Below are 13,249 nucleotides of genomic sequence, written 5' to 3'. Positions count from 1 at the left end.
ATGGTTCGCAAGTCTCAAGCCGCCGAAGAGCGTGGCGTTCACCGGCCAATGGCCATTGCTATTGCCGTAGCGCTCGGCGCTTTCAGTTCCGGTGGCGCCCTTGCCGACGACAACGAAGTCCAGCTGAAGGAGATGAAGGTTTCTGCAGAGTCCGACAAACCGGTTCAGGAACGCACCGAGTTGGGAAAGCTAACGGAATACACGCCTATCTCCGGAGCAGTAGTCGACCAGCAGGACATCGAGCACTTGCAACTGGTGAACAACCTGCTGGAACTCGGCAAACGGGTTCCCGGCATCAGCATGGTGCGCAATATGCGGATTCCGGATGGCGGCAAGCAATATACCGAAAACCGGGTCGACGGGATGCGCGCCATCGCGACGAATACCTCGATCCTCGACGAAGTCGACATGGCCGACATCGAGCAGATCGAGATCATTACCGGGCCGGCATCCGCGCTCTATGGCAGTGGTGCCCTGGGCGGCACGATCAGCGTGTCCACCCGCCAGCCGCCACAGGACTTCCGCGCCAAGTTATCGCAAGAAGCTGGCAGCTGGGGCTTCCAGCGCACGCAGGGAAATGCCGGCACATCGACGGCGGACGGCCGTTTCGGCTTCATCGTTAGCGGCAGCACCATGGACAACGACGGCTGGCGCTTGAGCAGCGCGCCCGCAGCGAAGGACGCAGCCGCCGAGCACAAGGACGGACAGTCCTTAAAGACACAGTTCCGCCCCACCGACAGCACCAAGATCACCCTTGGCCTCAGCCAGTTGCATTACGATTACCGCTGGGCAGGCAGCCTGCGTATGACCAAGTTCGACCAGGACTGGCGTCAAGTCGAGGCAGGCACTTACGGCCAGGCGATTGACGACTACGAGACCTACTCCGCGCGTTTGCAGCAACTGATCGGCGAACGCGGCGAGTTCACGCTTGCACACTCTCAGGTTAGCGACGACTCTACCGCCAATGGCGGCGCCGGCTCCGGTGGCTCCAACAACGTGATCTGCGACGATGCCAGCACCGCGGCAGCACCAATTCCGGTGGGCAAGACGGTGAAGTGCCGGGCAGTCAACAACAACAGCCCTGCCATGACGAATACACTCAAGAAAGGCACTAGCACGGCCGACACCACAACGGCGATGTACCGTCAGGAGTTCGATTTCGCCAAGTCGACCCTCTATGTCGGGGCCGACATGTACGAAACCACATCTGATTCGGCGACGTACAACAACGTCTATAACGCTCTCCAGGCCCAATCCGGACAATGGGCCCAAGGCAGCATGACCGCGACAGGGCAGGGGTCGGTGACCAGGCAAAAGGAAACCACGCCCTTCCTTCACGTCGAATTTTCGCCTGTGGACAAGCTGCGGTTCCATCTCGGCGAGCGCTTCGGCAAGGTCACCAACACGGCCGATGACCGAACCGCCGCCAACAAGGACGTGGAGATGACATACAAAGACAATGTCCTCAGGAGCGGCGTCACTTATGAACTCGACAAAAGCCACCTGGTATGGGGAAACGTCGGCGAAACATTCAACCCACCAGCCACCTCGACGCTCCTGGATTCGACAACGAAGGGAACCGCCGGCAATACCATCGGCGCGGTCTTGCAGCCAGAGCAAGGACTCACCAAGGAAATCGGTTTCCGCGGCCGCTTCGAGAACATCGGCCTGCACTATGACATTGCCGTGTACCACTCCTCCAACAAAGGATTCGTCGTCGCCCGCGACTGCACTACCGCCGAAGCCGTAGCATTGAATCTTGGCGCCGCCTGCAAAATCAACGAGAACGCCGGCGGGCTGACCGCCAAGGGGCTGGAGTCCATGTTTACCTGGGCGGCGACCCGCTGGCTGGATATCGGGGCCACCTATACCAATGCGCGCGCTTACTACGACAGTTACAAGACGATAACGACCGACTACAGCGGCAACTCCTACCAGGCGATGCCCAGGCAGCGGCTGAACCTGCGGATCGCGGTGAAACCGGCGCCCGGATGGCAAGTCGAGCTGGAAGGCGACCACATATCGAGCTACTACGTGGACACTGCCAATTCCGGCAGCTATTCACGGCCCAACCTTTACAGCCTGCGCGCCAGCTATCGCAGCAAGGACTGGTCATTCTGGTTGCATGCATTGAACCTCACCGACCAGAAATACGCGACCCGCGTCGGTTACTCGACCATCGCCGGGCAAAGCATGCTGGCTGCATCCGCCGGGCAGGGCAATAGCGGCAGCTACACGCCGCTGACTCTGCGCGCCGGCGTGTCTTACAAGTTCTGATCCGATCATGAACATGATGACACATCGGTTCGTGCCGACATTGCTGATGCTGCTGGCGACTGGCCTAGTCCTGGCGCAGGATGGCGATGCTGGAACGTCGCCGCGGACTCCGGATGGCTCGGATGCCGGGGGCGCGTATGCAAGACAACGTCCGCCCGAGAATGCAACACAGGAAGAGCGTCGCGCTTTTTACCAAAAACGTGCAACTGAACGTGCCAAGACCGAGGAAAGCGGGGCCCCGATCGCCGATCATGCCACCGCACCGACCACGGCTCATGCCACTGACGGCCACCGCATGGGTGGCATGCGCCCGGACAGCACAGGCAACGGGCAGAAGCCGGGGACAGCGACGGCCATGCCGCCGCTGGCTACCGCCAAGCCGGACGAAGCCAACCGCAATGGCAATGGCGGCCGACCCGGCGGCATGGGCATGGGAATGCGCAGCGGCGGGGCAGTGTGGCTTTCGGATTCGCCGCCGATGCGCGGCGATGGCCCGCCGCGTCGCGGCATGGGCGGCATGGCCATGGGCGGCGAGCGCAGTGGTCCGCCGGTGAAACGGCTGTGGTTGCGCAGCGGCTCCGATCCCCAGAAATCCTCGTTCTACCGCGAAGTTTCCGGTGCGGCGCCGGAAATTCTGCTGGTCACGCCACAAGGCAAGCCGGAAGGCGCGCCGCTTCCTCCGGCCACCGAGGGCCGAAGGAATCTCTCTTTCGAGATGCCGACACAGGGCGTCTACCGGCTCTATGTCACCACCCGCAAGCTACAGGGCGACACGCTGAACGTCAGCGTGGCCAAGGCGGAAGTGAACAATTTCAGCCATGGCGGCGACGAGGAAGAGATCGCCAAGGCGGCGACCGCACCAAGGGCGCTGGAGTCCGCAGCGATCGAGATCGTGCGCGAGAAGCTGCCGAACGAGAAGCTGTTTTTCCAGCTCAAGTCCGGCGACGAGCAGGCTTTCTTCGTCCTGCAGAAGGGTCTGCCGCTGCAAGACGCACGGGTGCGCTTCGTCAGCCACCAGGGCTGGATCAAGGAAGCGGTGAGCGACGAACAGGGCCGCGTCAGCTTCCAGATCCTGCGCGATTACTTCCCACCCTGGAACGATTTTCAGAAGCGCTTCAAGGCGACTTTCCTGCTCATCGCCGAGGCCAATGCCGCCGAGGCGGGCCGCTACCAGGATCAGCCCTACGCAAATGTACGTTATCAGGCCACCCTGTCCGGCAGCTACTACCCTTCGCCCGAGGACTATCGTTCCTATGCCTGGGGCCTCGGCGTCGCCCTGCTGATCGCACTGTTCTGCGGCACAGCGGTCTATCTCTACCGCCGCCGCCGGGTCAAACCTTTCCGGGAGGTGCGCTTCGATGACGCCAGGTAAGCCCCGCCTGCAGGCGCTGCGTAACGCCGTCAATCAGGTCGATTTCAACCGCTTTCGTTTCTGGTTCCAGCTCGTCGGCTTTGTCCTCTTCGTCTATGGCGGCTATCTCGCCGTCGACCTGGGTACGCGCCTGCCGTTCTTTTCCTGCGGCTACAACCAGGAAGGCCGGGCTGGCGTATGCTTTCTGCTGCCGCTGCAACACCAGCTGGGACGCCCCTGGCCGATGCTGTTCAGCGCCGCCAGCATCGCCATACTCACCGGCTTTGTGATTTTCGCGCTGTGGTTCATCGTCCTCAACAAGGGCTGGTGCGGTTTCGTCTGCCCGCTCGGCACGATCCAGGACTGGATCACCGCCCTGCGCCGCCGCCTCGGCATCCGCTACTCCAGCTACAGCCGGGGACAGTTCGAACAGCTGACCAGGATCAAATACATCCTGCTCTTGCTGATGATCCTGATCCCTCTCGGCGTCGGCGGCGGCATCTTCTCCCACGACATGAGCCCGCCATTCTGCCTGATCTGTCCGGCACGCATGATCCTGCCGATGTTCACGGGCGACTTCTCCCAGTTCAGCATCGACTTCTCCAGCAAGACGGCGCTGGCCATGACCGCGCTGGGCATGGCCGTCACCGCGCTGTTCCTGGTCGGCTCCTTCGTCAAGAAGCGCTTCTTCTGCTTCCTTTGCCCGATGAGCGCGCTGCACTACCTGATCTCCAAGCCGGCCCTGCTCAAGCTGAAGAAGAACGGCGACAAGTGCACCCGCTGCGGCGATTGCTATACCGTCTGCGACATGGGTATCCGCGCCATTGCCGACGACATCGAAACCAAGGACATCATGACCGACGACTGCACCCTATGCCTGAAGTGTGTTGCTTCCTGCCCCGAGCCGGGCGCGCTCAAGGCCACCTTTGCCGGCATTTCCATCTTCGAATCCACCGAAACCGGTTTCATCAAACGCTGCCAGAAGGGAATCGGCCTTGAACAACCCAAACACTAAAATCGCAGACCTGCCCTACAACCGCACCCGCCAGGCGCGCGAAGCGGAAACCATGCTCGACCACCTGACCGACGATTTCGACGACAACCCGGCGGCCATGGCCTATTTCTACGACCTGTTCCGGCGCGCCTACTGCCATGGCGAATCGCTGGAGCGGCAGGGCGTGCGGGTGGGAACGACCTGCATCCATGCGCCGGAGGAACTGATCTACGCCATGGGAGCAACACCGGTGCGCCTGTGCAACGGTTCCTACCACTACGACCAGGTCGGCGCCGATTTCATGCCGGCCAAATCCTGCGCCATGGTCAAGGCCAGCCTGGGCATGCTCAGCTCGGAGACGGCGATCCCCAAGGTGGGCAAGCTGGACCTGATCGTCAATCCCACCACCTGTGACCAGAAAAAGAAGGCCAGCGGAATGATGGCGGGCATGGGGCACACCGTCTACGATCTGGAGCTGCCCCCTGCCAAGGAAAGCGAGCAGTCCAGGGAGTATTGGCGGCGCTCGGTGCGGGATTTCGCCCTGCGCCTGCGGCAGCTCACCGGGAAGAAACTCAGCCGCAAGAACCTGATGGCGGCCATGGCAAGAACTGGCCGTGCGCAGGCGGCCTTTCGCACCCTGCACAACTTCCGCCGCCAGACGCCCTCGCTGGTGCTGGGCAAGGACGTGTTTCTGGTCACCAACGCCTACTTCTTCGACGACATCGAGCGCTGGACCGAAGCGGTGGAAAAACTCAACGCCGAACTGGCACAGCGCGAAAAGGACGGCTTTTGCGCCGCCCAGAAGAAAGCGCCGCGCATCCTCTTCACCGGGTCGCCGCCAATTTTTCCCAACCTCAAGCTGCCCCTGCTGATCGAGGAGGCCGGCGGCGTGGTGGTGGCGGACGAGACCTGCTCCGCCAACCGCATGCTCTACGACATGACCGCAGTGGACGAATGGCTGGTCAACGACATGGTCGACAGTTTGGCGGACAAATACCTCAAGCCCTGTACCTGCCCGATCTTCACCAACAACGACGACCGGCGCCGCCGCCTGGTGGAGCTGGCCCGGAGCTTCGCCGTCGATGGCGTGGTGTACCAGGCTTTCGCCGGTTGCCAGGTATATGAAATGGAGCAGAGAAGCGTGGCGGAAACACTCCGCAAAGAGGGCATTCCCATGCTTTACGTGGAAACCGACTACAGTCCGGACGACATGGGCCAGCTTTCGACCCGCATCGAGGCATTCCTGGAATCCATCAAGACCCGCAAGAGGCAGCGCGCATGAACCATTTCATCGGAATCGACATCGGCTCCACGGCCATCAAGCTTGCCTTGGTCAACGAGCACAGCCAACTCGTCGGCGTGCACGTCACCGACTCCGGCAGCCTGTTTCACAAGAACGCCAGGGAGGCCCTGCGCGTGCTGCTGGAAAAACACGGCTTACAGCGCGAGCAAGTCAAATATGTCATCGCCACCGGCTACGGGCGCAAGCTGTTCAAGGAAGCGGACGACTCGATCAGCGAAATCACTGCCAACGCCATCGGCGCCCACGAGGCGGGGAAGGCCTTCGGCGGAGTGCGCACCATCATCAACATCGGTGGCCAGGACTCCAAGGCAATCCAGATCGACGCCTCGGGCAACGTGTCAAACTTCGCCATGAACGACAAATGCGCCGCCGGCACCGGGCGCTTCCTCGACGTTGCTGCACGCAACCTGGACATCGACCTGGAGGAACTGGGGGATTACCACTTCAACGGCAAAGGCGCGCCGCTGTCCATCAACAGCACTTGCACCGTGTTCGCCGAATCCGAGATCATCGGCCTCCTGGCCAACGGCCACGGCAAGGAAGAGATCGTGGCCGGCATCCATTACTCCATCGCCAAGCGCACCGTGCGCCTGGCCAAGCGGGTAGGCATCGAGGACCGCATCTATTTCGACGGCGGTCCGGCTCTGAACAAGGGCCTGGTGGCCGCGATCCAGGATGAACTGGGACGCGAACTGGTGGTGCCGGAGCACCCCCAGACCACCACCGCCTTCGGCGCGGCCATCCTGGCGCGCAGCGAATTCCTGTCCGAGAATCGAGAGGATTGATGTTTATGCTCGCCGCCTTCCAGCGGGATGATCGCGCGCAGCATAAAGATCGTCCGAGTCCGTTCAGCTTCCAGTAAATCAGGAAAACTCGATCATGCTTGACGTGCTCATGCCCAACTCCGTCCCGCTGGAACTGCCACCGCCCATCGGCTTTTTCGCCGCCTGGGGCCTGGGCCTGACCATGGGCCTGACCGCCTGTACCGTAACCTGCCTGCCTTTCATGGGAACCTGGGTGCTGGGGCGAGGCGGCAATGGGCGCGGCGCTTTGCGCGACACCGGGCTGTTCCTGCTCGGGCGCATCACCGCCTACAGCCTGCTCGGCGCACTGGCCGGGGCGCTAGGCGGCTGGCTGGCGCACGCACTCGGTAGCGGCGTCGGCCATGTCGCCATCGGCTTGGCGAGCATCGCCGCCGGAGCCTGGTTGCTGCTGCCCGAACGCCGGCAAGCCTGCGGCGCGATGCGCCGCGCCGCCGCCATGCCGCCCCTGCTGCTAGGCTTTTCCCTCAGCCTGACGCCATGCGCCCCGCTGGCAGCGCTGCTTGCCGCCTGCTCGGTTTCCGGCGGCGGTATCGAAGGCATGGGCTACGGCCTGTCATTCGGACTGGGCGCCGCGCTGACGCCGCTGCTCCTGCTCCTGCCGCTGCTCGGCCTGTTCGGCGACAAGTTGCGGGAGAACCGCCCCTGGCTGGTGAAATGGGCGCGCTACGGCGCTGCGGCGGTGCTGATCGCAGTGGGTTTGCGCAAGCTGATGATGGTGTAAACACTGCACCACAAAGCTGGCCATGCATAGCCGGCGTTCCTGATCACTCCGGAAAGCGCCAATTCAGGTCATAATTATTCCGCCGGAAGAATGACTTCGATCAAGCTTTCGCAAATTCACCCCTCCTAACCCCCCGTATCAGGTGCGGCATATTGCCGCGCGGCGCTATGCCGCATGCAGTCAGCGGCACTTCGCATTTAACATGCAAATCCTGATTGGGGAGAAAAACAAAATGAATAGCCGAATTTTGCGGGTTTTGGTGGCCGGAGTGTGCGCGGGGATGTCCGGGTCTGTCATTGCTGCGACCGCCGTCCCGGCAGACGATGCCGTGCTGCAGGAAATGGTGGTTAGCGGCGCGAAATCCGCCGTCGACCGGAATGTTCCGGCGGTGACGGAGGGGATTACGGCGAAGGAGATGGCCGAGACGGTGAATGTCGTCAACGTCGAGGACGCGGTGAAGTACCTGCCCAGCCTGCAAATTCGCAAGCGCTACATCGGCGATCGCAACAGTATCGTGGCTTCGCGCTCTTCCGGCACCCTGGTTAGCGCCCGCTCACTGGTCTATGCAGACGGACTGCTGCTGTCCAACCTGCTTGGCAACAGCTACAATTTCCCGCCGCGCTGGAGCCTGGTGTCGCCGGAGGAAGTCGAGCGCATCGACGTGATTTACGGGCCCTTTGCCGCCGCCTATCCCGGGAACTCGATGGGAGCCACAATTCTGATGTCGACGCGCATGCCGGATAAATTCGAGGCGCACGCCAAGGCCCAGGCCTTTCAGGAAAACTTCAAGCTTTATGGCACCGACGAAAGTTACGACGGATACCAGGTCAACGCCTTGCTGGGGAATCGTCATGACGACCTGGCGTGGTTCGCCAGTTTCAACCATCTGGACAGCAAAGGCCATCCGATGAGCTTTGCCACAAAACCCATTTCCACTACAGCGGCTAGCGGTGGCGACACGGTGGTGACTGGCGCATATCGGGACACCGACCCCAATGGCGCCGGCCGCCAGGTACTGGGGGCGACCAGCATCGACCACGCCGTACAGGACGACCTCAAGGTCAAGCTGGCCTACGATATTTCGCCGACCGTGCGCGCCTCCTACATTCTGGGTTACTGGAAAAGCGATTCGGATGTTTCGGTGCAAAGCTATTTACGCAATGCAGCCGGCAACCCGGTTTACAGCGGCAACGTCAATATAGACGGCTTCCGATACGCCCTCAATGCCAGCGTTTTCCAGCCGAGCAAGCGGATCGAGGAACACTGGATGCATGGCCTTACGCTCAAAACCAACAGCAGGGATGAGTGGAACTTCGAGGCCGCCGCAAGCTACTACAATTTCGGCACGGATGAACAGCGCTCGCCAACGACGGCGCTTCCCACCGCCCAAAACGGCGGCGCGGGCCAGATCACCCTCAACGACGGCACCGGCTGGCGCAACCTCGATCTCCGGGCGAACTGGCAGCCTGGCCTGGAGAAGGGAAGCCACGAGGTGAGCTTTGGCTACCATTACGACCGCTACCTTCTGGACAGCCGGGTTTTTAACACTGCAAACTGGTTGTCCGGCGGTGCCGGCAGCCGTGTTTCGGCTTTTGCCGGAAACACGGAAACGCAGGCGGTGTATGTCCAGGATGCGTGGCGCCTTGCGCCCCGCTGGAAGCTGACGCTGGGGGGCCGACAGGAGCGCTGGAACGCCTTTGGCGGGTCAATCTCGAACAGCACGACCACCCTGGGGTATGCCGAGCGGACGGAAAGCTTCTTCTCGCCCAAGGCCTCGCTTTCCCTGCAGGCCACCTCCGACTGGCTGTTGCGCGCGTCGTTGGGCAAGGCCTACCGCATGCCTACGGTGAGCGAGCTGTTCCAGGGCAGCATCAGTTCCGGAGCCATCGTCAACAACGATCCCAATCTCAAGCCGGAAAAAGCCATTTCCAGCGAACTGACCGCCGAACGGGACCTGGGAAACGGCTTGCTGCGCATGACCCTGTTCCAGGACGACGCGTATGACGCGCTTTACAGCCAGACCGACATCACGGTTTTCCCCACCGTGACCAACATCCAGAACATCGACAAGATCCGCACGCGCGGCATCGAACTGGCTTTTCAGGGCAAGGATGTCGGCCTGCGCGGGCTGGACTTGTCCGGCAGCGTCACTTATGCCGACTCGGAGATTCTCAAGAACGACAGGAATCCCGGCACCGTCGGCAAGACGCAACCGCGCGTGCCCGACTGGCGCGCCACTGCCGCAGCCACCTGGCACCAGGGAGACAGCCTGAGCTACACCCTGGCGGCACGCTACAGCGGGCGACAGTTCAACACGCTGGACAATTCCGATATCAACCCGAATACCTATGGCGGAACCAGCAGCTTCTTCGTGGTCGACGCACGGGTAAACTACAAGCTGGCAAAACAATACACGGCCTCGTTGGGAGTGGATAATCTGAACAACTATAAGCACTATCTCGCACACCCCATGCCGCAGCGTACTTTCCATGCCGAGGTTAAATTTGATTATTGAGGACGGCTTCCATGCATAAGGCGGCGTTGGCCTGGTTCGTTCTGGCGACAGGCCTGGGACTGGTGTCGCAGGCCACGGGGCAGTCGGCTCCCATGGATCATGGAGCCATGTCCGCCGCCGCGGAACGGGACGCGAAATGGAAAGCGGCGCTGGCCGTGCCTTCGTTCGCCGGCTCCACCACGTTCGACGAGAACGGGCGGTTGTGGCGGACATCGGCGCTGGACGGCTATTTGCGGGCGGACCATTCCGATGACCGGGGCAAGACCTGGAGCCCGCCGGTCAAAATCAACCTTGAGCCGGAAAACATCCTGGGGGGAGGCGAGAACCGCCCCAAGATCCTCGTGCGCAAAGGCGTGGTCTACGTTTCATACACGCAGGGCCTGGAAAAGCCCATGACCGGCCACATCCGCTTCAGCCGCTCGGTGGATGGCGGCAAAACATTTTCCCCGCCACTCACCGTCAACGACAATCCGGACATCATCAGCCATCGCTTCGACGCGATGGGCGTGAACGGGCAGGGGCAGGTCTATCTTGCCTGGCTGGACAAGCGCGATCTCTCCGCCGCCCAGAAAACAGGCCGGCCATACAACGGCGCAGCCGTGTATTACGCACGCTCGGACGACAACGGCGCTTCCTTCCTCCCCAACGTCAAACTGGCCGACCATTCCTGCGAGTGCTGCCGGGTGGCGCTGGCAATGGACCCTGAAGGAAAGCCCGTGGTTTTCTGGCGCCACATTTTCGGCCGGAACACGCGCGATTTCGCACTCGCCCGGCTCGACGGACCCGCCACGGTGGTGCGCGCAACCCACGATGACTGGGAAGTGAGCGGCTGCCCCCATCACGGCGGCGCCCTCTCCATTGGCGCGGACGGAATCTACCATATGGTCTGGTTTAACAACGGGCCGGAGCGCCACGGGCTGTTCTACGGATCGACGAAAGACGCTGGCAGGACCTTTTCCGCGCCCATCCCGTTCGGCAACGAAGACGCTCAGGCCGCTCACCCCGACGTATTGAGCCAGGGGCGTCGGGTTTTCGTGGTGTGGAAAGAGTTCGACGGCAAGGAATCCCTGGTTCAGGAAATGCACTCCGTCGACGGCGGCGCCACGTGGTCAGGCGCTCGCCGCCTCGCCGCGTCTGCGGGCGCCAGCGACCATCCCTTGCTGATCGGCCAGCAGGACAAGGCTTTCCTGTCCTGGCAAACGGAAAAAGACGGCCTGCAACTGCTGGAGATAAGGCCATGAACATGCGTCGAACCCTGGGTTTCATCCTGATCTGGATCTGGGCCTACAGCGCCCAAGCCGCCTCCCCGGCGCCCAGACCGTTCGTTCCGGGGAGCATGAAGGAGGTGGCGTCGGCCCATGCCGGCAAGCCTTTCATTCTCGCTTTCTGGTCGCTCAGCTGCATCTATTGCAAGGCCAACCTGGAACAGCTGGGCAAACTGCTTGAGGAATACCCCCAGCTGCCGCTGGTACTGGTCTCCACCGACACGGTGGAGGAAAGCGCGGCGATTGCCGCGGTGCTGGATAAATACGGGCTGGGTCAGGCGCAATCCTGGGTATTCGCGGACAGTTTCGTGGAGCGCCTGCATTTCGAAATCGACCGCAGATGGCGTGGAGAATTGCCGCACACCTATTTTTACGGCGCCACCCACCAAGCGCGCGTGGTAAGCGGCAAGCTGGACGAAGCGGAAACGGTTAACTGGATAAAACGCGAGGTTGTTCGCTAGGAGCCTGTCGGACTTGAAGAATCGAAGCGAAAATTCGGCTGGGCGAGGACAGATTTTGCTGCTTTTTTGGGCAATAGTCATTCTATTGCCCAAAAAAGCAGCGGAATATGGACCGGCCAGGCGGATTTGCAGCCGATTTACTTTAAGTCCGACAGGCTCCTAGGATTATCTGACGACCATGGGAAACCGGAACACGAACAAATGGCTGCCGGTCCTCGGCTTGGTGCTGCTCGCCCACGCCGGCGCCTGGTATGGACTGAGCCATTTGCGCGCCGATATCCAGCCGCCCAGGCCGTTGCCGGTAATCGAGGTGGCGCTGCTGGCGCCGCCTCCGCCGCCGCAGCCCAAGATCGTGCCGCATACGCCCGAACCGCCCAGACCGGAACCCAGGCCGAAGCTTCGCCAGGCCGACCCCGCGCCGCGCCCGCCGCTCCCGCAACAGGCCGACCCCGCGCCGCGCCCGCCGCTCCCGCAACAGGCCGAACCGGCGCTGGAGCAGGTTGCCGTTGCGGCACCGGTCGCGCCCACGGTGCCGGCTCCGGAGGCCCCGGCCAGGAGCGCCCCGGAACCGGTGCTGGAAGCGCCGCGTTTTCACGCCGCCTATCTCAACAACCCGCCGCCGACCTATCCCATGGCGGCGCGCCGGCGCGGCATCGAGGGCCGCGTGCTGGTGCGCGCGGAGGTGCAAACCGACGGCTCGTGCAGCCGGGTCGAGCTGAAGGCCGGCAGCGGCTCGGATTCGCTCGACCAGGCAGCCCTCGAAGCGGTCAGGAAATGGCGCTTCATACCCGCGCGCAGGGGCAGTCAGCTGTTGACCGCGTGGGTTGAAGTGCCGATTACATTCAAATTGGAAAATTAGGAAGGGTAATTCATGTTTGGACATTCGACTTCGACCATCGTGGCCGCGACATTGTGGCTATTGATAGCGTTCTCCGTGGCATCGTGGACGCTGATCGTGATGAAGGGCTGGCTGCAATGGCAGCAAACGCGCCAGAACCGGGCGTTCAGCAAGGCATTCTGGAATGCCCACGGATTGTCGCAGGCCGAGGCTGCGGCGGCTCAGGCGGAGGGGCCGCTTGCACGGCTGTGCAACAACGGATTCGAAGCCCTGCAGGAAATGCAGAAGGGGGGCGAACACAGCCTGCAAAACAGCGGCGACAAGCAGACTGTGCTGGAGCGCCGCCTGCGCGCCCAGGTCGAAAAAGAGCAGCACGCCCTGGAAAGCGGCCTGATGGTGCTGGCGAGCGTCGGTTCCACCGCACCTTTTGTCGGCCTGTTCGGCACGGTGTGGGGCATCATGCACGCCCTCCAGGACATCAGCCGCACCGGCTCGGCCGGTCTCGACGTGGTGGCCGGGCCGATCGGCGAAGCCCTGATCGCCACCGCCATCGGCATCGCCACCGCCATCCCCGCCGTGCTGGCCTACAACTACGGCCTGCGCCAGGTGCGCCTGCAGGTGGCGGAACTGGAAGCCTTCGCCAACGATTTCCTGCATCTTGCCCTCAAATCCGGCTTCACGCTGAAATAGGACGCCTCCC

General features: G+C 62.3%; 11 protein-coding genes. All 11 read left to right on the top strand.

From position 1 onward, the window contains the following. The 11 genes from SKTS_RS00295 (at position 1) to SKTS_RS00245 (ending at position 13,239) form a co-directional block, all read left to right on the top strand. Entirely contained in the window at positions 1 to 2,277 is a 2,277-nt protein-coding gene (locus SKTS_RS00295; RefSeq protein ID WP_173058665.1) for a TonB-dependent receptor, read from the top strand. 13 nt (positions 2,278 to 2,290) lie between these two features. Next, a complete protein-coding gene (locus SKTS_RS00290) occupies positions 2,291 to 3,649 on the top strand; it encodes a hypothetical protein (protein WP_173058662.1) in 1,359 nt (452 codons plus the stop codon). Next, the gene (locus SKTS_RS00285) at positions 3,636 to 4,643 is read left to right on the top strand and encodes a 4Fe-4S binding protein (protein ID WP_173058659.1); all 1,008 of its coding nucleotides are present in this window, start codon (positions 3,636 to 3,638) and stop codon (positions 4,641 to 4,643) included. Before SKTS_RS00290 ends, SKTS_RS00285 begins: the two co-directional genes overlap by 14 nt. Further along, positions 4,624 to 5,904, top strand: coding sequence for a double-cubane-cluster-containing anaerobic reductase (locus SKTS_RS00280; RefSeq protein ID WP_244617400.1), 1,281 nt, complete (start codon positions 4,624 to 4,626; stop codon positions 5,902 to 5,904). Before SKTS_RS00285 ends, SKTS_RS00280 begins: the two co-directional genes overlap by 20 nt. Beyond that, positions 5,901 to 6,710 carry an acyl-CoA dehydratase activase gene (locus SKTS_RS00275; RefSeq protein ID WP_173058656.1) on the top strand — a complete coding sequence of 270 codons (810 nt, stop codon included), beginning with the start codon at positions 5,901 to 5,903 and terminating at the stop codon, positions 6,708 to 6,710. The genes SKTS_RS00280 and SKTS_RS00275 overlap by 4 nt, the downstream gene beginning before the upstream one ends. Before the next feature lie 94 nt (positions 6,711 to 6,804). Further along, complete coding sequence (locus tag SKTS_RS00270; RefSeq protein ID WP_173058652.1) at positions 6,805 to 7,470, top strand: urease accessory protein UreH domain-containing protein; 666 nt, start codon at positions 6,805 to 6,807, stop codon at positions 7,468 to 7,470. A gap of 232 nt (positions 7,471 to 7,702) precedes the next feature. After that, positions 7,703 to 9,985, top strand: coding sequence for a TonB-dependent receptor (locus SKTS_RS00265; protein WP_173058649.1), 2,283 nt, complete (start codon positions 7,703 to 7,705; stop codon positions 9,983 to 9,985). A gap of 11 nt (positions 9,986 to 9,996) precedes the next feature. Further along, on the top strand, positions 9,997 to 11,226 hold the full coding sequence (locus SKTS_RS00260) for a sialidase family protein (protein ID WP_173058646.1): 1,230 nt from the start codon (positions 9,997 to 9,999) through the stop codon (positions 11,224 to 11,226). Then, positions 11,223 to 11,711: a TlpA disulfide reductase family protein gene (locus tag SKTS_RS00255; protein ID WP_244617399.1), complete on the top strand. Its 489-nt coding sequence runs from the start codon at positions 11,223 to 11,225 to the stop codon at positions 11,709 to 11,711. Before SKTS_RS00260 ends, SKTS_RS00255 begins: the two co-directional genes overlap by 4 nt. 178 nt (positions 11,712 to 11,889) lie before the next feature. Then, complete coding sequence (locus SKTS_RS00250; protein ID WP_173058644.1) at positions 11,890 to 12,570, top strand: energy transducer TonB; 681 nt, start codon at positions 11,890 to 11,892, stop codon at positions 12,568 to 12,570. A 12-nt stretch (positions 12,571 to 12,582) separates the two neighbouring features. Next, the gene (locus SKTS_RS00245) at positions 12,583 to 13,239 is read left to right on the top strand and encodes a MotA/TolQ/ExbB proton channel family protein (protein WP_173058642.1); all 657 of its coding nucleotides are present in this window, start codon (positions 12,583 to 12,585) and stop codon (positions 13,237 to 13,239) included. The last annotated feature ends 10 nt before the right edge of the window (positions 13,240 to 13,249 follow it).

It is taken from the genome of Sulfurimicrobium lacus, from assembly GCF_011764585.1.
Lineage (GTDB): Bacteria > Pseudomonadota > Gammaproteobacteria > Burkholderiales > Sulfuricellaceae > Sulfurimicrobium > Sulfurimicrobium lacus.
Note: the sequence above shows the minus strand (reverse complement) of the source record. Positions and strands in the feature narration are given on the sequence as shown.